At 46.6% G+C, this 24,665-nt stretch carries 21 protein-coding genes, 3 pseudogenes and 1 riboswitch; of the genes and pseudogenes, 3 read left to right on the forward strand and 21 right to left on the reverse strand.

The features are described 5' to 3' along the window. Positions 1-204 precede the first annotated feature (204 nt). Positions 205-807: a WcaF family extracellular polysaccharide biosynthesis acetyltransferase gene (locus P4D80_RS12430; protein ID WP_421659450.1), complete on the reverse strand. Its 603-nt coding sequence runs from the start codon at positions 805-807 to the stop codon at positions 205-207. Between the two features lie 12 nt (positions 808-819). Then, entirely contained in the window at positions 820-1,653 is an 834-nt protein-coding gene (locus P4D80_RS12435; protein ID WP_421659451.1) for a 2OG-Fe(II) oxygenase, read from the reverse strand. 438 nt (positions 1,654-2,091) lie between these two features. On the opposite strand from P4D80_RS12435, the gene P4D80_RS12440 reads away from it, so the two are divergent. After that, positions 2,092-2,991: a class I SAM-dependent methyltransferase gene (locus tag P4D80_RS12440; RefSeq protein WP_421659452.1), complete on the forward strand. Its 900-nt coding sequence runs from the start codon at positions 2,092-2,094 to the stop codon at positions 2,989-2,991. A 301-nt stretch (positions 2,992-3,292) separates the two neighbouring features. Here the strand turns inward: P4D80_RS12440 and P4D80_RS12445 are convergent, their stop codons facing one another. The 10 genes and pseudogenes from P4D80_RS12445 to P4D80_RS12490 form a co-directional block, all read right to left on the reverse strand. Beyond that, complete coding sequence (locus P4D80_RS12445) at positions 3,293-4,522, reverse strand: glycosyltransferase (RefSeq protein WP_421659453.1); 1,230 nt, start codon at positions 4,520-4,522, stop codon at positions 3,293-3,295. Positions 4,523-4,535: 13 nt separating this feature from the next. After that, on the reverse strand, positions 4,536-5,981 hold the full coding sequence (locus P4D80_RS12450; protein WP_421659454.1) for an oligosaccharide repeat unit polymerase: 1,446 nt from the start codon (positions 5,979-5,981) through the stop codon (positions 4,536-4,538). Positions 5,982-6,021: 40 nt separating this feature from the next. Beyond that, the gene (locus P4D80_RS12455) at positions 6,022-7,266 is read right to left on the reverse strand and encodes a glycosyltransferase family 4 protein (RefSeq protein WP_421659455.1); all 1,245 of its coding nucleotides are present in this window, start codon (positions 7,264-7,266) and stop codon (positions 6,022-6,024) included. Positions 7,267-7,288: 22 nt separating this feature from the next. Next, the gene (locus P4D80_RS12460; protein ID WP_421659456.1) at positions 7,289-8,410 is read right to left on the reverse strand and encodes a glycosyltransferase family 4 protein; all 1,122 of its coding nucleotides are present in this window, start codon (positions 8,408-8,410) and stop codon (positions 7,289-7,291) included. A gap of 14 nt (positions 8,411-8,424) precedes the next feature. Then, positions 8,425-8,850, reverse strand: coding sequence for a hypothetical protein (locus P4D80_RS12465; RefSeq protein WP_421659457.1), 426 nt, complete (start codon positions 8,848-8,850; stop codon positions 8,425-8,427). A 59-nt stretch (positions 8,851-8,909) separates the two neighbouring features. Further along, the gene (locus tag P4D80_RS12470) at positions 8,910-9,362 is read right to left on the reverse strand and encodes a glycosyltransferase family 2 protein (RefSeq protein ID WP_421659458.1); all 453 of its coding nucleotides are present in this window, start codon (positions 9,360-9,362) and stop codon (positions 8,910-8,912) included. 1 nt (position 9,363) lies between these two features. Next, positions 9,364-10,620 (reverse strand): glycosyltransferase family 4 protein, encoded by a 1,257-nt coding sequence (locus tag P4D80_RS12475; RefSeq protein ID WP_421659459.1) that lies wholly within the window; start codon positions 10,618-10,620, stop codon positions 9,364-9,366. A gap of 82 nt (positions 10,621-10,702) precedes the next feature. Continuing rightward, on the reverse strand, positions 10,703-11,575 hold the full coding sequence (locus tag P4D80_RS12480) for a glycosyltransferase family 2 protein (protein WP_421659460.1): 873 nt from the start codon (positions 11,573-11,575) through the stop codon (positions 10,703-10,705). Positions 11,576-11,613: 38 nt separating this feature from the next. Next, a pseudogene (locus tag P4D80_RS12485) lies at positions 11,614-11,766 on the reverse strand (DapH/DapD/GlmU-related protein); the annotation flags it as partial. Between the two features lie 484 nt (positions 11,767-12,250). Then, positions 12,251-12,467: pseudogene (locus P4D80_RS12490) on the reverse strand (IS1 family transposase); the annotation flags it as partial. A 143-nt stretch (positions 12,468-12,610) separates the two neighbouring features. Between P4D80_RS12490 and P4D80_RS12495 the strand changes: the two are divergent. Continuing rightward, positions 12,611-12,820: a chlorophyll a/b-binding protein gene (locus tag P4D80_RS12495; protein ID WP_421659461.1), complete on the forward strand. Its 210-nt coding sequence runs from the start codon at positions 12,611-12,613 to the stop codon at positions 12,818-12,820. Positions 12,821-12,880: 60 nt separating this feature from the next. Continuing rightward, positions 12,881-13,123, forward strand: a complete 243-nt coding sequence (locus P4D80_RS12500) for a hypothetical protein (protein WP_421659462.1) — start codon at positions 12,881-12,883, stop codon at positions 13,121-13,123. A gap of 360 nt (positions 13,124-13,483) precedes the next feature. Here P4D80_RS12500 and P4D80_RS12505 read toward each other — a convergent pair whose 3' ends face one another. The 9 genes and pseudogenes from P4D80_RS12505 to hemN all read right to left on the reverse strand — a co-directional run bounded on the left by P4D80_RS12505 (position 13,484) and on the right by hemN (position 24,572). Beyond that, entirely contained in the window at positions 13,484-14,512 is a 1,029-nt protein-coding gene (locus P4D80_RS12505) for an iron chelate uptake ABC transporter family permease subunit (RefSeq protein WP_421659463.1), read from the reverse strand. Further along, positions 14,509-15,555, reverse strand: coding sequence for an ABC transporter substrate-binding protein (locus P4D80_RS12510; protein ID WP_421659464.1), 1,047 nt, complete (start codon positions 15,553-15,555; stop codon positions 14,509-14,511). Before P4D80_RS12510 ends, P4D80_RS12505 begins: the two co-directional genes overlap by 4 nt. A 146-nt stretch (positions 15,556-15,701) precedes the next feature. Further along, positions 15,702-16,580: a (2Fe-2S) ferredoxin domain-containing protein gene (locus P4D80_RS12515; RefSeq protein WP_421659465.1), complete on the reverse strand. Its 879-nt coding sequence runs from the start codon at positions 16,578-16,580 to the stop codon at positions 15,702-15,704. A gap of 11 nt (positions 16,581-16,591) precedes the next feature. After that, a complete protein-coding gene (locus P4D80_RS12520; RefSeq protein WP_421659466.1) occupies positions 16,592-18,709 on the reverse strand; it encodes a TonB-dependent receptor in 2,118 nt (705 codons plus the stop codon). 184 nt (positions 18,710-18,893) lie between these two features. Beyond that, complete coding sequence (locus P4D80_RS12525; protein WP_421659467.1) at positions 18,894-19,433, reverse strand: GTP-binding protein; 540 nt, start codon at positions 19,431-19,433, stop codon at positions 18,894-18,896. After that, a complete protein-coding gene (locus P4D80_RS12530) occupies positions 19,426-19,884 on the reverse strand; it encodes a hypothetical protein (RefSeq protein ID WP_421659468.1) in 459 nt (152 codons plus the stop codon). The genes P4D80_RS12525 and P4D80_RS12530 overlap by 8 nt, the downstream gene beginning before the upstream one ends. Continuing rightward, positions 19,868-20,746: pseudogene (locus P4D80_RS12535) on the reverse strand (hypothetical protein). The gene P4D80_RS12530 and the pseudogene P4D80_RS12535 overlap by 17 nt, the downstream one beginning before the upstream one ends. 260 nt (positions 20,747-21,006) lie before the next feature. Beyond that, positions 21,007-21,148, reverse strand: a riboswitch (cobalamin riboswitch). A gap of 1,128 nt (positions 21,149-22,276) precedes the next feature. After that, positions 22,277-23,053 carry an acyl-CoA desaturase gene (locus P4D80_RS12540; protein WP_421659531.1) on the reverse strand — a complete coding sequence of 259 codons (777 nt, stop codon included), beginning with the start codon at positions 23,051-23,053 and terminating at the stop codon, positions 22,277-22,279. Positions 23,054-23,186: 133 nt separating this feature from the next. Continuing rightward, positions 23,187-24,572, reverse strand: a complete 1,386-nt coding sequence (hemN, locus tag P4D80_RS12545) for an oxygen-independent coproporphyrinogen III oxidase (protein WP_421659469.1) — start codon at positions 24,570-24,572, stop codon at positions 23,187-23,189. Positions 24,573-24,665: the final 93 nt, after the last annotated feature.

A 24,665-nucleotide genomic window follows, 5' to 3' on the forward strand; every position in this document is an offset into this window, starting at 1 on the left:
ACAGAGCGTGAAGAAGATCAGAAAGGTCAGCATCAAAAGATACCCTGAACAGGGCGTAACCGCCTATCTATCTTATTCTTCAACCATACTTTTATAGCTGTCGTCAGTTTACTCAGGACATTGGCTTGAAGGGGGTGTGGGGGCGCAGTCCCCACACCCCCTTTACAAATTAATTATGACTACCTACTTAGATCGATCTTGCTTCTATTCCTCACCGCTATTGCTTGAAAGTGTTACCCCCTCTTCAGCGAGGGATTGCTTACGTGTGACCAGAGTCCGTTCTTTAATGGGCTGGGCCGGATTCCCGGCATAAATTGTCATAGGGCGTAGCGATCGCCCCGTGACACTGCCCAGGCACAAAACAGCACCTTTCCCCACTATGACCCCAGGCCCCACCACCGCATTTGCAGCAAGCCAGCTTCCCTGCTCAACATAGATTGAGGCTGGCACCAGTTTAAAGTCAGGATGCCGCCAGTCGTGGTTACCTGTACAGAGATAAACCCCTTGGGAAATGCAAACATGACTTTCCACCTTAATAGGGGCCACATTATCTAACCAGGCATTCTCTCCAATCCAAACATAGTCACCCACCATTAGTCGCCAGGGAAACTTCACCTGCACACCTGGCTTAATGCGTACTCCCCGACCAATCTGTGCTCCAAAGATACGAAGAGTCCAAACTTTCAGAGCAGAAAACGGCAACCAACGACTGCGGACGAGCGGGTCGCCCAGATAATACCAGGCAAGCTGCTTCCAGAGGGGAGCCCCAGGAGTGTAGTCACCCAGAGTATATTCATCAAGCTGCATATCCCTACTCCCTTAATGCCTGTCTTCCTTTCGGTAAAAATGAGGCTTACGAATTCCATGCTTAAAAATCTTGCGGATTCCACTTCGAAGCACAATATCTCCTTGTAGGGCAATATCTCTCAACGGCTGTTCAGGGCGCCCGCGGAAAGAGGTGATGTGAAAATAGTTCGTTGCCTCTAATGGTTGAGGAGAGAAATAGTAGTTGGACACGCAACATCTCCGCCCATCGTGTACAACCTTACTCACCGAATGCCAGGACGTTCGATGGGTGACCATTAAGACCAGTCGGTTGAATTTGCTATGGATCACGCGACAGGGTTGTCTGACTCCCCGATCCCAAAGTTCCAGGTTGCCGCCATACTCCTCTTTCCATCCTGGAGTAACGTAGTACAGCAAATTCATGACTCGATAATTCTGACGATCCTTATCGTGGGAGTTATCCAAATGAGGATTCAGGTAGCAACCCTTGTGCATCAAACTGACTCCCCCGGCATAGAGGTATTCATCAGGTAGCAGGTTTTGAATCCCCGTAATTTTAGAAATAAGTTGAACGACTCTAGGGTCCTGGAATGCATAGATGATTTCTTCCAGGATTGGATGATAACGATTCATCTGCATCCCAACATACTTATATTCGCGCAGATCTTTAAGCAGCAGCATCTCCGATGGCTCTGGGAACGCAGCATAAATTTCCTCGGCATCGGTTTCAGGCAACAGATTATCGACGTAACCACTGGGAATGCGATCGCCCAGTTGAAACGCCCTCTGTAAATCGTCCTGACAGGTAGCGAGACGCGAACAAATTTGATCTGCAAACTCCCGCCGCGATTTATTCAGATTCACCACGGGTGACAACCATTGAACTTAGAGAATTCAGATTACCAACTTGTAGAAGCCCCTTCAAATACTTTCAGAGAGATTATGAAGAATCCGGATGTTAACCTTTAGTGCCAGAATGCAGATTCAGGAGCTATCACACCCATCTACCCCTCCACCTATCCACTTCTGTTACAAATTCATGGGGATATACAGATGAAGTTTGGAGGTTGTTTGAAGAAGAATCCTAGGATAAGCCAAAAAAACAATCGGACTAAGATTCCAGCAATACCCTGTTAGGACACGGTAATGTGTTCTCGATGTAGAAAAATTATTGTGATTGCTGGTTTACTTCCTCAGGGGCACTCTCTACCATTTGCGCAACTAAGCTGCAACATATGGTGTTTTTCTATACGTGATTAGTTCATTCCCTGTGTGCAGTGATTCAGTCTCACAAGGTGGAGTTTGATGTTGGAACAGTTATCCGTTACCCTTCCTCAGTTTCTTTCGGAACCGGACAATAGTCTTAGCCATTGGGATGGAGACATTCCAATTTTCAAAATACCCAAACTGACTGCCGCCATTCAGGCAAATAGCGAATACTTTAGCCACCCCGATTGGACGAGGGGTTATCTTAAAGCCTGTCATCGGGATGATATTTTTGTAGACCGCTGGCGAGCAGCGATTGGAAACTGGCAAGGCAAAATTGTTGTAGATATTGGCTGCGGCCCTGGAAACCTCTATGCAGCGCTACATCCGCATTGCGGCGTACCTCAATTACTCATTGGCGTCGATGTCGCTCTTGGAGCCTTGAAAGTGGCTCAACAGATTGGGTATGTTCCAGTGCTAGCAGATGCTCAACAGCTTCCCTTTGTCTCAGGTTTTGCAGATATTGTAATGCTCAATGCCTCGTTACATCACTGTGACGACATGGCAAAAGTGTTAGCGGAAGCGGCTCGTCTGGTACGCCCAGGTGGAGTTTTGGTTACCGATCACGACCCCCAATGTACAGCCTGGAACAACAATTTCATTGCCAGGTTCATCTGGAACGCACGACTACCCATTTACCGATTGATGCGGCGGGGAGGACATGCAACCGCCAGGGAACAACGTCTCAGCTTGGCAACCGAAGCTCACCACCGGATTGGGGATGGAGTATCCGTTGAACTTTTTCAACAAGTTTTGGAACCGCTTGGCTTTACGGTCAACCTTTATCCTCATAACATTGCTGGCTCAGAGGTTTTGCGGGGAAACCCTGGTCGGGCAAGTTGGAAGATACGGTTAGCCCAGCGCCTATCCGGAGTCAATCCCGACGCAAAGGAATCGGCACTACTGCTGATGTGTATTGCAACTCGGCACAAGATGTAGGCAATATAGCGATCCTATTTGAATTGAGAGAAAGGATTCCTGCGGAATCCTTTCTCACAAAGCTTCTCAATCTCACGACTGATTTAGGACTGCTATATAGCGGTAGTCATTGTGGTTAGGACGGGGTGCAGGGGTGGAACCCCCGGCTGGGGGCTTTGCCCCCACTCCTTTCTAATTCCAATGTCCTAATGCACCCGCGTAGAGCTCTAAGTTTTGTGTTTTGAGTTGCCACTTCCCCGTTCCCTACTTCCCATTTCCCACTCTCGGCTCCTGACTGCTGACTCCTGGCTCCTGGCCCTTGCTATACAGGACAATCAAAATTGACATCATGCAATAGAATTTTCTGGGCTGCAATGGTTGAATAGACTGGAATCAGATTCTGGGCGATCGCCCTCCACGAGTAACGCTCCTTTGCCAGTCGCCTGCCGTTGTCACCCAGCTCTCGACGCAGATTTGAAGAAGTCAGGAGTTGGGCGATCGCTCCGGCCAATAAATCAACCTCCCCCTCCACCACCAGCCCAGCCTTGGCGGCCCTAATCTCCGAGGCAATCTGAATTCCTGGCGTAATCACCACGGGTAAACCTGCAACCAGCGCCTCTGCCACAGCAATACCAAAGTTTTCAGAATAGGAAGGCAGAACAAATAGATCCGATCCTTGCAGCAGTACATCCTTTGCCTGCCCCGTAACCAAACCCGGAAACGTCACATAGGAAGCGATATCTAACGATGCCGTCAGATCTTTCAACTCCGTCAGGTAATCGGGTTCTCCCGATCCGGCCAAGATCAGATGAAACCGTTGCCCCTGTGCGTGGAGCTGACCGAGGGATTGCAAGAGGAGATCGGGACGCTTTTTGTAGTGAAGCCGTGACAGAAAGAGAACGATTGGAATCTCCGCTGGAATGTTGTATTGTTTGCGCAACTGGGCCTGAGGCTCAGTCAGAATTGGGGATGGATTGACCCCGAGAGGCAGCGTAATGGTGGGTGTTTGAACGCCAAAATTACGGACATCTTCGGCTTCGGCAACCGTTGTACAGTGAATGGCAGCGGCGTGATTCAGATTATGGCGTTCAATTAACGTAGTGTAGATTTGTTTTTTGAAGCGACTTTGAGACAGTGCCCAGGGAGCCAGTTGCCCCATCGTACGAATGGTGTAGGGAATACCTTTGAAGCGGGCGATCGCAGCAGCACAGGTAGGCGCATAGGAAAACAAATAGTGATTGTCTAACACGTCATAGTCCTGAACATGCTGCCATAGCCACCGGGTGATTGCAGGCGAGAAAATAAACTCCTTCAAAGCTGGAGGTTTGAAAGGAAGAAACCAGACTGGCACAAACGCATTTCGATCCGCATCAAATAGGTAGTCAACCCGCTGATCTAAAGGAACATCCATTGGCTCAGAACCATTGTGATTGGTGGTGACAATTTCAGCCTCAATGCCACACTCCCTCAATGCCTTCACCAGATTGAGAGCCACCTGGGGAGGCCCTCCCATCACCGGACTAATGGACGGAATTACGTGCAGAACCTTCATGAGATTAGAAAAATTAGCGGATAGAATTCACTCTCTTCAACCGGACAAGCTTCAACTTCTTCAGCAGCAGCAGTGCAACAATCGGCAAGATCATCGTGGTCAACCAAAACAAGCTCCGCATTGTGATCCCCGCAGCAGCAAAACCCAGAGAGTAGGTCATCATGGCGTAAGCAGATTTTCGTTGCAGTGCCATGCGGTTCCACCAGGCCGCCAGTGCTCCAAAAAATAGAGAGATGGCAATAACTCCAACCATTCCCCCAGCCATGTAAGCTTCTCCTAAATAGGTGGAGGATACGGTCCACCCTTCAGCGTCTACAATCTCTTCGATACTGACACTTAAACCCTCTGGCTTATCTGGAAAAAGGACTCTGGGAATTGGCCTGATTAATGCCCAATAAATCACTTCAAGGCCTAGAAAGTCATGCTTTCTGGGTAAGGCATTTGCGATTAAACCAATTGACCACAAGTTGTAGTCAACGGATAGTGTATCTCTAACGGTATCACTGGCATAAACTTGATTTTCAAGGTAGTTTCTTAACCCTATCGTTCTAAATTCAAGCATGTGGTAGGAGGCGAATACTGTAATAAATCCCGCTGCAAGAATTGGAATAACCGTGTTTCTGAAATTATGAGTTGGCAGTGTGACAAGGTAGCTGGCGACGAAAATAGATAAATAGGCAATAAAGACATTTCTAGTTCCACCGGCAAATCCTTGAAAGAGGACAAACAAAAAAAGGAGGAGGATAATGCCGAGTTGAAACGATGGGAAAGACCGGCGACGGTTCCAGACAACTCCTGCTAACGCTGGAATGACGTAAAGTAGTAAGTTTAGTTCAGAAAGAAATGTGCGCCATCCCCCCAATCTGCCACGTCCCCAGGGTTGGGCAAATCTGGGAGCTAACATGGCATCGATCATTCTAAAAATATCAAAATTGACTGAGAGCAGCATGTCTAGAAATCCTAGAAATGCGGCCACAATGACTATATTAAATAAGAGCTGGTTTGAAATATCTCCAAAGTTGAGTTGGCTCGATCGCGCAGCCTTTTGGCTCACGAGATGACGACCGATCGCTAGACAGGCCATCCCTATCAAGACAATGCTAATGGCTTGATTAGTTTGCTCAACGGTCAGGAGTCTGTCAAATTCCTCTTGAGGAAATAAAAATTCGACTAGAGTTAAAAAATATAATCCAACCAGACATAGTAAATCGGTTCGAAAAAGATTTTGTAATCCTTTCTTGCTATCCAGAAAGACACTAATCCCTAGAGCGATCGCCACTATAATGGCAACTGTTCTCGCCATTGCAGAAGGAGTCGCAGAAGCAGGAATGAAGGCATAGGCTGCTGCCAACCCTATCAAAAAGACAGAGGTGCTTGCTACAGAAGCAGCAGGTGGATAATGCTTCTGCTCAAAATATGGATAGGTAAAGGGCTGAATTAAATAATTTGGCGTTGACATGGAGATACCCCTGGTTGTTAACTATCGGCTTCAGGCATGATCACGCGGCATACTGCATCTGACCGGAAACCGCCATTTCAAACAAGCCTAAAAGCTCTTTTGCTCTGGCATCCCAGGTTAATTTTTGATGAATCAGCCGTTGCGCCTGAATGCCCATTTCAATCCGCTTAGCATCATCGCTCAACATCCGATCAAGAGCTGCCGCAGTGGCCGCTACATTTTTGGGAGGCACTGCAAAGCCATGAACCCGATCTGAAATAACATCGTTGATGCCCCCATCATTGCAGCAAACAATAGGTAAACCTGCTGCCATTGCTTCTAGATAAACCGTCGCAAAAGGTTCATTCCAGCCAACCAGAGCAAAACAATCTGCCCAAACCATCTCCTGAAGGACTTCAGAGTGTGGCTTTTTCCCAACTAGTTGCACTCTCTGGTTCAGGGCAAGCCGATTGACCGTATCCTTGATTTTTTCCTCATCTGGTCCGCTGCCAATAATGCGTAAAACGGCATCTGGATGGGCTAAGGCAATTTGATGAAAGGCTTCAATCAGGAGGGGAATCCCTTTCCGCTCCGCAAACAGAGCACAAACCAGAATGATTTTTTTCTTTCGTAATTCAAGTGGACGACGATTATCGAACAAAGATTTAGGGATGGGTTCAACTCCGTTGTAGTGGGTTAAGACCTGGGCCTGGGGAAATAACTGTTGAATGTCATGTTGCATCCGGCTAGCAACTGCTAGCATTGCCCAAGCACGATTGACAACAACTGCGATCGCCCCTTTTCGATGGGGATGAATATAACAGTCTGTGATTTCCTCAAAATCATGATCCAGGGTAATGAGTGGTCGGTATAAATGAGCTGGAAACTGAGCCACCAGCCACCCATTCGGTAGACTGTGGTGACAAAAGATCACATCGGGTTGAAATTCTTCAACCATCTGGCAAAGTACACGTTTAGCTGACCACCAGGCCAGCTTGAGGTAGGGAGTAGGATTGGCATAGGCCCACTGTTTAATCGGTTTAACCGGGTAATAAAGCCAGCGAGGATAGTGAACCTTCACCTCCCCTTCCCAGGTGTAGGACTGGGGACAATTCGCATAGGCTTTTGCGCCTGGAGTGATCGCCAAACTTTTAGGAACCCAGGAGGTGAACGACGCCACCAATAGATCAATGTCCTGGCGGGCAAGCGCCTGTGCTTGCGACAGCGCCCAGGTTCCCATTAATGGGTTATCTGGCTTGGGAAAGTAAGATGCCAGGAATAGGACTCGCAAGCGACGAGATGGCATGGTTTTTATGGTCAAACAACCTCTAAACCTCTTTTCTGAAACAATCGCTCTGATCCGTAAACTTTTCCAAAACTTCAAGCCAACGTTTTGCCCCTACTTCAGGCGACCAATTGGCAGCCTTCGCCAAAGACATCTGACTGGCCGTCCGGATCGCCTCAGGATTTTGAAGGTAATGGGTGAGGGCTTGAAAGATGCTGTCAACATCGCCGTTTTGAAAAATAAACCCATTCACACCGGGTTCCACCAAGTCCTGGGCGGCACCAACCCCATCTGAACAAATAATCGGTAAACCCGCCCCTAATGCCTGATTCACAACCACGCCCCAACCGTCATACCGACTGGGTAGTACAAACAAATCAGCTTGCCGAAAGAAGTGAGGTAGGTTTTCGGGGGCCTGAAAGCCTGCATATTCAATGCACTGCCTGGTTTCGGGAGATAAAGTGGCCATCATTTGGGGTAACTCCGCTTCCCGTCCAACCAGTAAAAGGCGTGCTTTGAAGCCCGATCGCACCAGCCGTTCAAACGCACTCAGCAATAAATCCACTCCTTTACGAGCAATCATCTGCCCGCACAACAGAATGGTGATTGGGTCCCGCGGTCGCTGGGGAATATAGGTGCTGAATTGGGACAGGTCGCAGTAATAGGGAATATTGACAATTGGTTTGCCGGGAAAGCGTTTCTGATAATCTTCAACGGCTTTGGAGCCAATGGCGGCGATCGCCCAGCACTGCTGTAATCCCCCTGCCAGTACTTTTTGTAATTTGCCCTTGACTCCACCGGAGGAGGCAACCATTTTCTCACCCCAAAAAATGCAGGGAATTCGTTTTGCCGTGTGATTCAAAATGATTTGGGAAGTTAAACTCTGATAACCATTTAGAACAACCGCATCGATAGTTTTAAGGTTGGGTAAATGCCAGTTGATATGGAAACGGGATGATCCCCAGGAGAGATATCTTCCTGGCAGGATGGATTCATAGGGCTGTAAAGCCTTTTGAGGCCAGGGTGAATCAGGGCTGGCAGATTCCAGATAATTGACCGTTAAATCGATTTCGGGACGTTGTGACAGGGAAAAAAACAAATCCCGCTGATAGGGAGAGGGAACAATTGAATAAAAAACAACACGTATCTTTGTTGTTAGTCCCATAATGCGATTAAAAACTAATGTGTAGCTGGAATATATTTACGGAACCATGTCCATTTTCCAATTCGCTTGTAATAGTCTTCCTGATATTGCTTACGAACATTCAGCCACCTTAATGCGGCATCATTTGAGATAGGATTTCTGTTTTTTAGGAAGACCGGAAATAGGGATATAGCTTTAAAGAAAGCTAGTAGCGCAGAGAGTGGTTTTCTTCGAACAATAGCGGCTTGAAATGTATAAAAAAGTAGTAGTGTTGGATACCAGAAAAATACGTCGGGGATTGGGGACCTGAGTAGAAAAGCTCCTGATTTCATCACCACATCAGCAACCAAGTATTGCTTCCAATTATCCTTTGCGCGCCCAATCATTTCTGGTTTATGAATAATGAATACTTCTGGAAAAACATGAATTTCCTTCCCAATTCCAAAAAAACCTAATGACATGATTAACTGTTCACCATAAAGCCAAAAGTCTTCAAAGTACCAACCCGCATTGATGAAATCTAAACGATGAAAGATGGTGGCACAGGCAATATATGTATAATAGGTTTTATTGAATCAGCTTCAAATTGAGGGTTTACATCCTTATCGTCGCTGCCAACTCTGAAAGCTAGGCAGGCAACATTGTCATGGGATTCCAGATAGGAAACTGCTTTTTCTACATCTTCAGGGTGAGAGAATCGACTATCGTCATCATGAAAGACGACATACTTTCCTTTAGCCGTAGCAACCAAAATATTACGGGCTGCTGGAAGGAGGATCGGGTATGCTGTTTTGATTGCTTTTACTTGAGGATATTCTTCTAACAACCATCGATAGATTTCATCAGTTGGTGAGTTGTCTAGAACTAAAATTTCAATATTATCGTAGGTTTGCATCAGGGTACTTTCAATTCCCCTTCTAAGAGCTTCCTGGCGTTTCCAGCCGACAAAAGTAACGGTAATTATTGGATTCATTCTAAACTCTTGTGATGGAAGGAATCAGTTGTTGGTCAACCAAATGTTGAAGTTGGTTGACCAGGAATGACAAATTGAAGTTTGAAATTGAAATTGCCTGATCAGAAAATTGTTTTAACTGAGTTGGACCGTTGAGGACAGATAGAAGGATGTCTGCGATCGCCGCTCCCGTCACCTCTTCTAATACCCATCCATTTACCTGATTTTGCACAACTTCACCACAATATTGAGAAGCAATAATGGGTAATTTCCATGCCTGGGCTTCTAACTGAGTAAGCCCAAATCCATCGGAAAGGGTGGGGAACAGAAAAACATCTGCTTCCTGGTAATAGCGTGGTGTTTCACTGCGAGGAACCTGCCCGACCCAGCGAATTTGGGGATGATTTTGAAATTGGGCAGGAATGGAAATTTGCTGAGCACCCACCATCCAGAACTCAATGGGTTTGCCCTGCAAATGTTGGATGGCCTCTAAAATGGCGGCTACTCCTTTGCGTAGGGTCACAATTCCCAGAAACAGCACCCGCAGGGGACGTTCGGGAGTAAATGCTTGCGGATAGGTGCGCGTAAAGTTTGCAACCTCTTGAGGGGGTTCATACACCAGCGACACTATTCGAATTTTGGCAGGCTCAATCCCCGATCGCTCCAAAAGTTGTTTTGACCAGCAGGAATTTACAACAATTCGATCCGCCAGAGCGCATTCTTCTTGCCAGGTTTTCCAATATATTGGCGGTACAGGATGCCAGGCAGGCTCCAGCCCTAGGTGTTTTGCCTGTTCTGCTGCAACGATTTTCTCTTCTAAAGGGCCAGGATCGATCTGTCCCAAAACCGTTTGCCAGCCCTGTTGTTTAGCAAAGCGAAACAGGTCAAGTGCAGTGTAGCTGTAAGAAAACAAGACGGTGGAAGGGCTGAGCTGAGGTGCGATCGCCCGCAAATGCTCCAAAGCTTGCTGCTGAAACCAGTGATTGCGAGCAACGATCCGATTCCAACCCGGTGTTTGCTTAAGTTTGTGCGTCAGCTCAAATTGCAATAATGAGGAATTAAATGCCTGAACTGGAGCGGCTACCAGATCCCTATGAAAACGCCCTTTCAAAGAAGCTGAAATCTTTGCGGGAAGACGGTTAAATCCAGATTGAGGTGTTACCCACGCATCGGTAATTAAACAGGCCAACTGATCGACTGAGTACAAAGCACGAGGAATAGCGTAGTGTTCCCGTGCTCCTAATTGGCAGCAAATCCACGCTGAAAGGGACTTAGCCATAATTTATGCCTGAAATAATTCGTGAGCTTTTACTGCAACTTCATTGCATTGTTCAGGACTTATAGGGCAGAATCCGGAGAAATTAGCTTTCAGGTAGGTGTTGCCATTGGCGGAACTGTTCCAAAGACATGGATTCTCGTTTATCTTTATATTTTGGAATCGCGCTTAGCCCGGCAAGTCCTCCCTTCACTTGACCGAGACGACCGACTTTGACAGAGTGAAGTACGCGAGACACGAGGGTACGGCTTTGCTTAATTAGCTTCAGCGATCGAGGGACAAACCAATCATTCCAGAGAACATTGTTACGCGCCCCATAAAAGTCCATTCGCTGCCAGTTTCGACCCGAATTAGATGCCACATGATGAATTTCAAATCCAGGGAAATGGTAGCAGTACAAACTTCGCTGAAAAGCTCTGGCAGCAATTTCCATCTCTTCCCCTTGGTGGATTAATTCCTCCCGATATCCTCCTAAACTCAAAAAGTGGGGACGGTGAATTAGATGCCCACACCCAATAAAGTGGCGTACCTGATACGGTTTTTTCTGACGTGACTGACTCTGATAAACATTCATCACCGGGTTGTATACCGGAAATGCAAGACAGAGTAAATCATTACGGGATTCTGCAAAGGTAACTGCTTCTACTAACGAACCAGAAACTGGAAAGGAGTCATCATCCAAACTCAAATAATACTTGGTTTGCATTGTCTGTGCTAGCTGATTGCGGCGGACAATCAAACCTTTAGAGGTTGTAAACCGTTGCAGTTGGATGTTTAGTGGAAACCCTTTTAGATTAAAGGGACAGGGTTCATCGGAGCCATCATCAATAATTAGGATTGGAAGAGTCTCTAATTTAGTTTCCACCAACTTTTCTAGCGTGATCTTGAGATCATGCCAGCGGTTTTTGGTCGTAATGCCAATAGAAACCCACGTTGATAATGTTTGTTCAGTAATCATGAATGTTCTAGTGCCAACTCACGGGCTTCCCGGAACTTAATCACTCTGGCGGGTACTCCAACAGCGATCGCTCGTTCTGGAATATCTTTTGTTACAACGCTGCCTGCCCCAATGATTGCATCATCACCAATCTTGACCCCTTTAAGAACAGTGACATTGGCACCGATCCAGACGCGATCGCCAATCCGAGTTGGTAAGGAAACCATCGGCTGACCGAGGGGAGGAAAAGCTAGGTCGGTCCCATGATCATGATCGGTGATATAGCAGCTAGGGCCAATTCCACACTCTCTACCGATCTCTAGCGACAATGTGGCATCGAGAAACGTATTGCGATTAATGTAAGTGCTGGCACCAATACAAATTTTGGGATGAGGTAACGGTTCACCACTGCACAGAAGAACCACTCCCCGATCAAGAGAGCAACCACCTTCTAGTTCAATATCACTGAAATTGCGCGGAATCTCAATTTCTCGCATCCAAACATAGCCATGCAGCCTGACGCCTAGCCTGCGGTAATAAAAGTTTCGCCAGCGGCTTTTGATTCCTGCGATCGCCCGACGCATTAGCCATTCATCCAGGTAAGTCCATTTAACTATTCCAGAGAAACTGACCGATATCCGGACGAAAGGGGCAGTGGATGAGTGATGGGGTAGGTGTTGCTGAAACTGTAATGAACTAAGCTGGCAGAGGAGCTGTTCGATACTCCAGGTAGTGAAGCAGTAAACGAAGTGAACACTTCAGCATCTTAACGGACTTGGAATAGCAAGAGTTTTGCGGTGCAACCGTGCTAAGTAGTGCCGCAAACGGGGTTCTCGCTCTCCGTCCGAGTCATATAGCTCTTGCTGACAATTTCGTCTCCCTCCTCAATGAACATCGGAGAGACCTTCCATCCATATTGATACTCAGAAGCATTTTTACAGTTAGCCGATTTTCTAGTTTGCTCATACGAAAGGTTTTTTATGTCAAGAATATTGAAATATTTATTTACATTAAGTTACACTTTGTTATATAATCTAAAAAAAAGGAGGCAACGTTATGGTTCGTGGACGGGTCATAGAAGAAGGTGGACGCGCCAATGTTTATGCAGTTGAACCCAGAATGTATGTGGATGACATTCAGAAGTTTGGCTTTAACGAATATGCAGAAAAGCTGAATGGACGGCTGGCAATGATTGGCTTTATGTCCGCCCTGATCCTAGAAGTAGTGACTGGACATGGTGTAATTGGCTGGTTGACAGGGCTGTAGGCTTTTCCCTCTAGGTGAGTTTTGCATCAGTAAACGTAATCTATTTTGGAGACAACTCTCATGAAAACTGACTTCGATTTCCCCAATAAGTACCTGATTGGTCCAGTTGTGTTCAGACCTGACTTTAATGCCAAGTCTGAAGTCATTAGTGCAAACCAAGCATGGTCATTGTTCTTTACCGCAGGCCAGGAAGATAAAGTACTTGGTTTCAGTGCTGAGGCAGGTCGCTTCTTTACAAATCTATTGCTGGCTATTGTTACAGCTGGCGTTCTATGGACAGTGTTGTTTAACACTATGGCATAGGTAGTTTATCGTTTTTGCTACTCATCACAAGGTTAGTTTGAGGTCCCAGTTGGCTCTCTTTCTGGGACTTTTAATTGTGTTGGAAAATATAGCGGTAGTCATTATGGTTAGAACGGGGTGCAGGGGTGGAACTCCTGGCTGGGGGCGAAGCCCCCACTTCCTCTCTAATTTCAGTGTCCTAACGCACCCGCGTAGAGCTATATATAGTCCTGCGGACAATAGTCTAACGGCATGGCTTCGCTGGAGCTACGCTCAAGCAACAGCGTAACGCACTGAGCATGGGTTAATGGTGTGTTACAGTGAGGCCTAACAGCACCTATGGTTCGTGCAAGATAAAATATTGCCAGGTTAATAAGTCCGTTATCGGTAGTGTCTAGAGACGCGATCGCGCAGAATGATCCAGATCAGGATCGGGGCGCCCATTAGTGCCGTGATTGAGTTGAGCGGCAGCACTGACGATCGCACCAGTAATTGCGAAAGCAGATCTGCCATCAATGCCAGTCCAGCTCCCACCAGAATCACCGCAGGCAACAAACGGTGTAAATCAGCAGTTTGCAGGATGCCACGGCAGAGATGGGGAACAGCAACCCCCAGAAAGGCAATCGGTCCACAGAATGCCGTCACAATTCCTGCCAGAATCGACGAACTGAGTAAAACCAGAAATCGCAGCCGATCCAGGTTGACCCCTAATGCTTGCGCCTGCACACTGCCCAGTAGCATGACATTAAGCGCCGCAAGATTAGCGATCGCGATCGTCCCCCCCACCAAAATACCTCCTGTCAGTAGGGGAAGCTGTTTCCAGGTGACTCCGCCAAAACTGCCAAACGTCCAGATCACGAATTGCTGCACCTGCTGGGCAGAGCTGAGTTGCAGCAGAATATTGACAATGGCACCCGTTAAATATCCAAAGATTAATCCCAGCACCAGTAAGGCAACCGGATTGCGAACAATTTTCGATGTAAGAATGATTAATCCTGCAACACTGGCAGCTCCTAGGCAGGCAGCAGTGGTCAGACTCAGATCTCCATACAACCAGTTCAACTGTTGAGAGGTTAACACCATGATCGCTACCCCCAAACTGGCACCCGAACTAATTCCCAGGACAAAGGGACCTGCCAGAGGGTTGTGGAACAGGGTTTGTAGTTGCAGTCCACTGATAGCTAAAGCTGCCCCTGCTAGCATGGCTGTCAAAGATCGGGGGAGACGAAATTGCCAAATGATATTACCCCAATTGGGTTTGGTGGGAGTGCCACCGAGTAGTATTGTGATTACATCGGCTAGGGGAATGGAGACGGAGCCGACCGCTAGACTTAGGGCAAAGATCAGCGCTACTCCAGTCAGCAAAACTCCGAGCCAAAGAGTGGGGGGTAAAGGATGATGCCACTTCATTGGGGGAGTTGCCGATAGTAAACAAATTGATGACCAGGCACTAACTCTGGGTGAAAGATTTTCACCAGATCGGCTAGGATGACGTCAGGATTGGCGATCCCACTTTGCCAGTAGTCATTGCCCCCCTGAGGATTGACCTTCGCAGTGGGGCTAAATACGTTATTAGTTATCAGAGCAGCAAAGCCCTGATAACGGGGGTCAATAGCTAACAAATCAGCGCGTGTTTTAACACTTGGGGCGTTGATAATCCAGTATTGTGCCTGGGCGGCGCGATCGTACACTTGCTCAAAGGTAAGTTGCAAACTGCCAGGGCTGCGATCGTCCGACCAAAGGTAATTTGCCCCTGCATCCGCCAGGAACTTTGCGACATAGCTATTGCCCCCTGGCACGTACCAGGTACCTTTGCGCTCGAAACCAGAAAATACGGTGGGTCGGCGGTTGACTGTTTTCGCTTTGGCTGCGATCGCTTGATAACGTTGCCGAACTTCCGCAAAACTCCGTTCCGCTTCCGCTTCCCGATTGAAAAAGAGGGCTAAGAATTTCATCCATTCTGCTCGTCCTAGGGGCGTAGACTCCATATATTCCGCCACGATCGCAACCTTAATTCCTGCCTCTAATAACTTGGGATGAGCGTCTGTCTGCGGGTTACCCGTACCAAAGGTCGTAACTAAATCGGGTGCTAACTCCAAAATTTTCTCTAGTTTCAAACCTCCAGCATTCCCTACTTCAGCAAGTTGATTCTTTCGAACCTTTTCATTCACTGCAGGGGTTGTCACGTCCTTAAAGTTGCTGATTCCTATCAAGCGATCAAGCACTCCCAATTGTTGCAAGGGCACAAAGTGAGTCGTGGATAAAGTCACCACTGATCGCACTGGAATTTGTATAACTTGTTCCGGCTTAAATCCTTCAGGAGTGGGGGTACCACACTGTACTAGGATATATTGAAACCGGGTCCTAGCATCCTTCCAGGGATGATTTACTGACACAATCTTGTAATGCTTATGGTAGTCAACAGTAAACCCTTGAGCATTCGTAATGTGCACCTTATGAGGGAAATAATCCACTCCTTTCTGGTAGTTGTCGATGCACTCTGAATAAAGCTCAGGAGTCTTTTGAGGAGGCGCAATCGCACAGGAAGAAAGTGAGATCGCACTTACTAAAATCAACCAACCAAGATTCAGATGTTTACTCATAAATCTTTCGCTGGCGGATATAGATGAGACTTGATTTTATTACCTTTACAAAGATGTTCATACACAATATCTTGAGCAAGTTCAGACGTGACACAGGTATACCAAGTTTTATCGCCAGAATAAAACACAACAGGTCCCAATTTACATACTTCTAAACAACCAGAATGAATCACATCTACTTCTAACCCCGACTCCGCCACGGCACTCCGTAACGCCTCATAAATCGGTTGCCAGTTCCGAGTAGGATTACACCGTCCTGATCGACAGACCGAGACAAACGGACGCTTTAAAGGATTGGTTTCGTAAGGAATCAATTGACTGCCCTGGACATAAATTTCTCGCAATTGTTCATACAATCCGAGCTTGCGAAGATCGGGCTTATTCTCCGGTAACAAATCCTCATTCTCACCTACAAATGGATTAGGCAAAAACACATTCATCATCCGCTCCCCCGCTCCATTCCAGAACTGAATGCCCCAACTACGAACTTGTCCACGAGGGTTAAACCGTCGATACAATGCAGCTCGACTGACCAATCGTTTGCGACTCAGTTCTTTGGGTGTGGTTGATTCTGGGCCGCCCTGATTCTCTTCAATACACAGGTGCATATGCCAGCCTTCGGTCACAACAGTCAGGTAGCCATCGTACAGGCGAATGATTTTGGGAGGTTGGGGGAATTCCAGTTCCAGTACACTGCCATCCACCATGTGTCCTAAACCAACTTCCTGCCAGTGATCCTGGAATAGAAAATACAGGAGTGAACCCAGCACATCGATCGTGGTTGGGAAATCTTCAAATTCTATCCATCCACCACTGGGTAATGGTTCCTTAGCAGACTGGTGCAATGGTGTTACCTGGCGATTAAATTCAGACATTACAATCCTCCTTAAAAGTTATAGGTCAGCCCTCCCTGAATAATACGTCCCGCATCAGGAAATCCTGGAAATACCTGATACCGCTGATTGAAGAGATTTTCAATGCCAAAGTTCAGTCTCAATTGAGAGGTAATTGGTACTCTCAACCGCAAATCAAACGTAGTGTATCCTGGCAAAAACTCGGTGTTCAGGTTATTTGTAGGATAGCTACTTAAGGAGTTCATTAATAGTCCAGCGTACCAGCCCGTTGCATTTTCATACCAGAGTCCTAGGTTTAGTTTATTTGCTCCTGCAAATCGGAGTTCTCGCCCTTCCTCACCTGGATTTACACTCTGGAGAATTTTGGGATCATTCAAAGTATATCCAACAAAGGCATAAACATTGGGGACGATTTGTACATTCAGTGCAGCCTCTAACCCTTGAGAGCGTACTTTCCCCAGGTTTTGAAAGGTGCCAGAAATCCCATTGACAGGTGGGTTGATACGCTGGAAGGCAATCAAATCGGAAATGGTGTTGTGGTAGTAGGTCAACCGTAAAAGGGCAAAGTTGCCAATCTTCTGATCAATCCCCACGTCAAAGCTGTTGCCCCGTTCCGGCTTGAGGTCGGGATTACCAATATTAGTCGGATTGGCATTGAACAGGTTTGCCAAAGTAGGGGTGCGAAAGCTGCGAATATAGTTGGCACGTAATGTCGTTGAATCACCTAACAATAGTCTGGCTCCCACGGAGGGGGACAGGGCTGAACCATTGCGTAAACTACTAAAATCCTGGCGTAGCCCTGCTGTCACGGTCAATTGGGGTACAATATCGAGTGCGTACTGTGCAAAGACGGCCCATTGTCCAATGCGATCATCGTAGTTGATTCGCACAACATCAGTGATCAGATTTTGTGTCAGGTTCTCTACATCAGTGTTGCGATAATCGAAGCCATAGATTATAGTTTGATTCGCAGCCAGTTTCCAGTTGTGCTGCACCTGGATGCCCAGAGATCGCTGTCTAGTTTGAAACCGTTGCTGTGTTTGAGATGTGCGCCTTAGAACTGGAACACCACGCACAACTGAAAGAGTATCTGCAAAGGCAGTGCGATTATCAAATCGAGTATTGAGAAAGTCTAAATAGAGTCTAGTCGTGAGTAAAGAATCAGTGCCTGCTCCCAATTGTACTTGCAATGTCACATCACTTAAGACCTGATCTGTATACTTACGGTTGTTATCGGTGAGGGAGTTGAAAAAGCCCTGTCCAAAGATGGGAAAGGGAATTGGCACACCGCCCGGAACTCCTTGCTCTTTGGGTAAGTAGAAGGTGTTGAAGCTGAGGGTAGCGCGATCGCCCAACTTGAATTCCAGCCGGGCATTCAGATTGTTGTATAGCGCATCCCCATTGTTCCGAGTACTGCGAAACCCCGCTTCGGGAATGGAAAAAGGAAAATCATACTCAGCCTGGATGCGGTTATAGCTGAGGAAATAGCGTACTGGATCGACTGTGCCATTAATTTGTAGAGTTTGATCATCATAGCCATAGCTACCAAAACTCCCGCTGACACGAGCATTGAATGGCTTTTGTTCAGCTCGACGAGTGATGATATTGATAATTCCGCCGATCGCACCTGACCCATACAGCGTTGACCCCCCCCCTGGCAACACCTCAATCCGCTCAATCGCATCAGTGGTGAATTCTGATAGATCAAAACCGCCCCCACCCAGATTATTCACTGGACGACCATCCAGCAAAATCAATACCTGCGCCGTATTTGAGCCGCGAATAAACTGCCCACTGAGGGAATTGACCTGGCTGCCTACAGTGCCATCCCCTAAAATTCCTGGCAAAAACCGTAGCGCTTCCCGCACAGTTCTGGCTCCCCGCTGCTCCATTTCTTCCCGATTAATCACATAGGTTGGACGCGTGGAATCGCGCAGGATCGCTTCTCCCCGACCGGGAGTAGATACAGGTTGCCGCAGAATCCGTTCGATGATGATCAACTCTTCTTCATCTGCATCAAGTTCTTCATCTGCATCAAGATTATCTGACTGGGCTGGAACGATTGGAGTGGGGCTAGGGGCCGGACTAGACGACTCTTGAGCGGTTATCATTGTTTCTTCGGGCTTGAATAACTCTAACGCAGTGGGCATTGCGGAAACAGGAATCGGCAGTAGAGCGAGTCCACTTACAGCCCATCTCAAAGCGACAATAGAATACCAACAACTCATCTCCATATCCTTTACATCACGAGGTGCACAAAATGATAATAATTATCATTCTCATTTTCTGGATAAAATTTTCTGGATAAATCTTTAATCTCTAGGGCCGGCTTCTTCAAAGCAGAACAGGTGGCTCATGAGATTGCTTCAGCCAACTAGGCGAGTTAGCTAGGAGGGCTAGGGAAATTTGGCTTTGCTGGAGCAATCGCCTGATGAAGACTAATCGAGTTTGACGGGGTTCATCGGGTTGCCAGGGGCGATCGTAAAAAGTATCAAATCGATTGCCCACACCTTGAATGACCAACCGCGTGGCCTTATTAGGCACAGCAACAAAGCCCTTGATTCGATAAATTTCCTGTTGCTGCACCAGAGATTGCAAGCGCTTGACCAACTGAGCTGTTATAAAGTGGTGACGCAGAATCACTGTATCAGGAACTGCTAACCAGGCATTCAAAAAGGCCGCCAAGCACGATCGCTGAGTAAAGTGGGTGCGAAAAGATTCCCCTGCAATACTAACTTTCGGAGAATTGGTACTACAAATAATGGCGCCGCGTTCACTGCCTAAGTAACCCGCCCAGGCGTTATAGCCGATCTCCAACAAATTCTTAGCAATAAACTCCTGCTGCCAGGCCATCAGTTCAGGAATTTCACTCATAGCATCCTCCGTGGGCAGGGTCTTCAAGCTGGAACTCTGACCAACGCGGCTCCATCTGCTGATAACAGTCGGCTGGGGAGATAGCAAGATGTTCAAGCCAATTGATATCGGCCCGGCCATTTTCGTTAATCAACAGCAGAACGTGCTGGATGGGATCGTAGGTTTGTGCTATATCGAGTAGGTAATCAGTTAAAGTTGTCTCTAAATTGAGCGCCTGCAAATAGGCTGGAATATCAGGTAGGGGCACAAACCGAACTGTATATTTCACGACGTCGCTATTCCAATCCACAGACTTAGCTTCGATAATCGCTACATCGCAGACCACTATGCCCCGTCCTTGAGTGGTAAATCCTTGCCATGCCGCATGTCCCAGGGATAACAGATTTTCCCGAATGAATAGATCTTGCCAGTAGCCGCAATAACCTTGCCATACTTCATTCTTTGGTCGCATGGGCTTTTCTCCTAACGATGTGTGAGGCTTCTACCATGTTTTTCAGAGCGGGAATCACTTCCTCCCAGCGGCGTGTTTTCAATCTGCAATCCGGGTTAACCTAAATCTGTTCAATCACTAGATTGGCAATTCCAGTTTTTAGCTGCTGAACCATCTGTTCGATGCTGGAAACCACTGGACTGTAGACATCGTAAACACCGTTGCCAACTTGGCGTTGGTAGCCCGTATCGATGATTTCAAATAGGGTTCCATTGTTGCTGCGGCTATTTTCAATGGACAATACATCTGCATCGAGACGCTCAATGTGCTGAATAATGTCACCAAACTCGGAGTAAAACATGTGGGTGTAAATTTGGGTTTCTGGCTTGGCAACCCCAGCGGCCAAACGAAACGCATCAACCGCCCAAGATAGATACTCGTTCCAGTGCTCTGGCTTCAAGGGTAATCCCTCTCGTAGAGCAGGCTCGTCGATCTGCACTATGTTCTGCACTATGTAGTGATAATTGGTATCAAACCACTTGGTCATCTCCATCGCTAAAATGCCGTCCCTGCCGCGTGCTATTGCAAAATACTGGTCAAGTTCGGTGAGAGATTGAAAGCGATTTGGGATTAATCCGAACCGCACTGTCCAATCCAGCACATGATCGTAGAGGGTGGTGTCGCCAATGCCGATGCAATCAATCCCTGCTTCGAGCTGTATCTTCCAGTTTGCAAATTCACAGTTTGCAAATTCAGCTTCTTGGACTGTTTGCAACAAGATGTCTGTATCGGATTTGTTGCTCCAAAAGGCTTCTAATGCCTTTTTAACCTCACGATTTTTACCAATGCGGGGATACCCCAGCGTTGCAATTTGAATGGTCATAGCGGTAGCGCAATTCTGTAAATAAGTGCGAAAGCTGGCCGTTTCCCGATTAGAAAACAGCTCACAACTAGACGCGGTGAGGATGCTAGCTACAATTGCCAGCGTAAATACAGCTACCTTTCCTCAGGTAGACTCGCTGCGTCAACCTCGCGTTCACCTCAAATAGTCAATCTAGAACGCTATAACCTTCAATTTCTGGCAAAGAGCCAATTGCAAAAGCCTGAAGTTTTTATCATCCGTACCTCGCAGATGTTTATATAACGGGTCTACTAATCGGCGGGCATTCTGACTCAGAGAGTTACAACTCTCATTACAGCTGCGGGACAGCGGCAGATTTACACTGCACTTTCCCCCTTGCGTCTGATGGCTGCTCCCCATCAGAACCGAATGAGTATTTGGATATTAACACAATAAGGGGTTTTATGAAAGTTTTTTTATGAAAGGGTTTTATGACACATTCTGGGCGTTGCATAAGCGTTGCATAATGATAAGGATCCTTACAAATTTAAATTGCACTCCCAAAGCTTAGAAAACCTTGTAGGCAGGCAACATGTTTTAGAAGTTACTCAAGTTCTTTTTGTAAAGATCCTAATCACCCCCTGCTGCGATAATTTTGCCCGGTAATATCCGTTTGGGCCTCATCGCATCAATCGTTACGATATAACCCTCTCAAACCAATACCTGCAATAACTGAGGAATGGCGATGATTTCATTGGACTTTTCGTCTACCTTAACGTGGGCTAACACCAACCAATTCTGGCTTGCCCATGCACTGGCCATGTGGATAGCTCCTTTACTTCCTCCTCTATCCTAGGAATGCCGCACACACGAATGATTAGTTTTTCCCTCATCCTCCCATTAGGCGTTGCTGAAAAGCAGTATGAATCGAAACGAAGTTTTGAGCATACATCACCTATTTCATACTCAAATTCAGCAATCCCTCCCATTATTGAGTATACGTTTGCCCTAGGTGGAGAAGCTATGCAATGACCAGAATATGATTCAACAAGTATCAGTAAAAATGGTAAACAGAAGAGTAAACAAAATCACATTTGCAAGGAGTAGTAAACAAAATCACATTTGCAAGGAGTGTAGAAGACAGTTCTTTGGTTGCTACTCTCCGACTGCTAGATACTCCAATGAGTTTACGGAGGTACCTCAGACTGTGTGTCAATGGCTCAGACTTTCGAGTGATTGAATGGATCAAAGGGGGGCATCATGCAACCGTGATTACTCGAGTCAAGCAAGTGGGTAAATTATTTCCGTGGGGTCAAAAATAATTAGTATAGCTCTACGCAAGTGCTTTAGGACATTGGAATTGGAGAGGGAGTGGGGGGCTTCGCCCCCAGCCAGGGGTTCCACCCCTGCACCCGTCTTAACCACAATGACTACCGCTGTAAAAGAAAATCAGTGCAACATGATTCTCTGTCAATTACAAAGAATGTGTCAGCCTTCTTTCAAGACAGTTTGTTTGATGATTAATTCATGTGGAATTTTTTTCAACTCTTTGTTGATGGAGAGATGCTTGAATCACCAGGGCGATCGCATCGGGACCGGAGGCAAATTCACTTTTCGTGCTAAACCAAGCCATCGCAACAGATTGATAGTCCACCATGTAACATCAATCTCCCACCATTGCCAACCAGCTTTTGCAACTTGTGGATATGCATGATGGTTATTGTGCCAACCTTCACCATAGGTCAGTAAGGCTGCCCACCACAGATTTCGCGAGTTGTCGGCTGTTTCAAAGGTGCGGTAGCCCCACAGATGCGTCACCGAATTAATGAACCAAGTGCTATGCCAAAGCCAGACTGCCCTCACAAACATTCCCCACAGCACAAACGACCAACCCCCGATCTCATAGAGCAATATTCCTAAGGGTAATTGCAGCAATAAAAAGTAGCGATTGAGCCAACGGTAAAAGGATTGCTTTGCTAAGTCAGGCGCAAAGCGGACATATTGTTCATAGTCAAAGAATTCAGGCTGAGGATACACCAACCACAACAAATGACTCCACCAAAATCCTCGACGAGCCGAGTAGGGATCTTTGACTTCATCTTCCGTATAAGCGTGGTGTAACCGATGCCCAGCTACCCAAAAAATCGGACCACCTTGCATGGCTAAAGCACCAATTATAGCGATCGCATACTCTAGCCACCGAGGAACTTGAAAACTGCGGTGACTCAGTAAACGATGATAGCCCAAACAAATACCAATGCTACCAAACAACCAATGTAAAAGTAGGAAAACACCGAAAGCAGACCAAGAAAAGAACCAAAGAGCAATAATTGCTAGAATATGATTCATACTGAGAAACAGTATAAATGTCCAACTAATTTTGGAATCAGCTGGAATCATTGATTCAATATTGTTTGACATGAAAACTCCTCACATAAAAGAGTACAGATAGAAAGAATACAAATGGACTAATTCACACTGATTAAATCGCTTTTGAGAAATCAGAAATTGGCTTTTGGTGTAGGTAAGCGTCAAACACAGAGGCAATATTGCGAATCAATAGCCGTCCAACGGGTGTCACCTGAATCCGATTGTCCGTTACCTCAACTAGTCCATCCACCTCTAGGTGAGTCAATGCCTCAAGTTCACTGGCAAAGTAGTGATCAAAGTCGAGAAAATAGCGAGCTTCTATGTCTAGCTTGGAAAGACCAAACTGACACATCAATTCCATGATGATGTGGCGGCGAATTTGATCGTCTCGATGAAGCTGAATTCCCCGTTCTATCGGCAATTCCCCTTTTTCAACTGCGCGAAAATAGGACTGCAAGTGCTTATGGTTCTGGGCGTAGGCATTGTGCAACATACTAATGGACGTTAAGCCAAAACCAACTAATTCGGCATCAGGCAAGGTAGTGTAGCCCTGGAAGTTTCGCTTTAGAGTACCATGCCGTTGGGCGATCGCTAGTTCATCATCGGGTTTAGCAAAGTGATCCATACCAATGTATTGGTAGTGTCGCTGGGTGAGCGTTTCAATCGCCATTTGCAAAATATCCAGTTTTTCAGAGCCATTGGGCAAAGTATCGGCAGCAATCTGTTTTTGAACGGGTTTTAACCAGGGAATGTAAGCAAAACTGAATACGGCAATGCGATCGGGATTGAGTACGATTGTTTTCTCGATGGTTTCGGTAAAAGAATGCAGCGTTTGATAGGGCAAGCCATAGATCAGATCTACATTGACACTATCAAACTCAGCCGCACGAATCCAACTCATGACATCAAATAACAAAGTTTCTGACTGAACTCGATTTACTGCAATCTGCACCTTTGGATTAAAGTCCTGAATGCCAAAACTAATGCGGTTAAATCCAATTTCTCTCAGTGCCAAGATATAGTCACGATTGATGTAACGAGGGTTAATTTCAATTGAAATTTCAGCATTTGGTGCAAAGTTGAAGTGATGCTGCAGGGTACGCCATAATACCTCGACTTGGTCCAAATTCAGATAGTTGGGTGTACCTCCCCCCCAGTGCATTTGAGTTACTGGACGCGACCTATCTATCAATGCTGCCGTTTGCCGAATGTCCTGCACTAAGCAATCTAAATAGGATTGAGCTGCCGTTTGACTTTGGGTGACAATCACATTGCAACCACAGAAGTAACACGCGGTTTGGCAAAAGGGAATGTGAACGTAAAGGGATAGGGGGGATTGTCGTTGGTTGGATGCAGCGATCGCCTGCTTGAAGTGATGTTGATTAAATTCTGGTGTAAACTCAGCTGCAGTGGGATAGCTGGTGTAGCGTGGCAACGGGCGATCGTATCGCTGTAATAAACGAGCATCGAATCGAACAATTGGCGGTACAGAAATCATGAATATTGCATTCTCCTCTCAAATCTAAATTGGCTCTGATAACTGGATTGAATGACAATCAGATTGAGTTCTGGTGCAGTTCAGATCACGTTA

The sequence above is a fragment of the Leptothermofonsia sp. ETS-13 genome (assembly GCF_049200465.1).
Lineage (GTDB): Bacteria > Cyanobacteriota > Cyanobacteriia > Leptolyngbyales > Leptolyngbyaceae > Leptothermofonsia.

Coding starts and splice junctions, on each gene's coding strand:
- P4D80_RS12430 (WP_421659450.1), bottom strand. CDS start 807: ATGCAGCTTGATGAATATACTCTGGGTGACTACACTCCTGGGGCTCCC.
- P4D80_RS12440 (WP_421659452.1), top strand. CDS start 2,092: ATGTTGGAACAGTTATCCGTTACCCTTCCTCAGTTTCTTTCGGAACCG.
- P4D80_RS12445 (WP_421659453.1), bottom strand. CDS start 4,522: ATGAAGGTTCTGCACGTAATTCCGTCCATTAGTCCGGTGATGGGAGGG.
- P4D80_RS12450 (WP_421659454.1), bottom strand. CDS start 5,981: ATGTCAACGCCAAATTATTTAATTCAGCCCTTTACCTATCCATATTTT.
- P4D80_RS12455 (WP_421659455.1), bottom strand. CDS start 7,266: ATGCCATCTCGTCGCTTGCGAGTCCTATTCCTGGCATCTTACTTTCCC.
- P4D80_RS12460 (WP_421659456.1), bottom strand. CDS start 8,410: ATGGGACTAACAACAAAGATACGTGTTGTTTTTTATTCAATTGTTCCC.
- P4D80_RS12465 (WP_421659457.1), bottom strand. CDS start 8,850: ATGTCATTAGGTTTTTTTGGAATTGGGAAGGAAATTCATGTTTTTCCA.
- P4D80_RS12470 (WP_421659458.1), bottom strand. CDS start 9,362: ATGAATCCAATAATTACCGTTACTTTTGTCGGCTGGAAACGCCAGGAA.
- P4D80_RS12475 (WP_421659459.1), bottom strand. CDS start 10,620: ATGGCTAAGTCCCTTTCAGCGTGGATTTGCTGCCAATTAGGAGCACGG.
- P4D80_RS12480 (WP_421659460.1), bottom strand. CDS start 11,575: ATGATTACTGAACAAACATTATCAACGTGGGTTTCTATTGGCATTACG.
- P4D80_RS12495 (WP_421659461.1), top strand. CDS start 12,611: ATGGTTCGTGGACGGGTCATAGAAGAAGGTGGACGCGCCAATGTTTAT.
- P4D80_RS12500 (WP_421659462.1), top strand. CDS start 12,881: ATGAAAACTGACTTCGATTTCCCCAATAAGTACCTGATTGGTCCAGTT.
- P4D80_RS12505 (WP_421659463.1), bottom strand. CDS start 14,512: ATGAAGTGGCATCATCCTTTACCCCCCACTCTTTGGCTCGGAGTTTTG.
- P4D80_RS12515 (WP_421659465.1), bottom strand. CDS start 16,580: ATGTCTGAATTTAATCGCCAGGTAACACCATTGCACCAGTCTGCTAAG.
- P4D80_RS12520 (WP_421659466.1), bottom strand. CDS start 18,709: ATGCCCACTGCGTTAGAGTTATTCAAGCCCGAAGAAACAATGATAACC.
- P4D80_RS12525 (WP_421659467.1), bottom strand. CDS start 19,433: ATGAGTGAAATTCCTGAACTGATGGCCTGGCAGCAGGAGTTTATTGCT.
- P4D80_RS12530 (WP_421659468.1), bottom strand. CDS start 19,884: ATGCGACCAAAGAATGAAGTATGGCAAGGTTATTGCGGCTACTGGCAA.
- P4D80_RS12540 (WP_421659531.1), bottom strand. CDS start 23,053: ATGAATCATATTCTAGCAATTATTGCTCTTTGGTTCTTTTCTTGGTCT.
- hemN (WP_421659469.1), bottom strand. CDS start 24,572: ATGATTTCTGTACCGCCAATTGTTCGATTCGATGCTCGTTTATTACAG.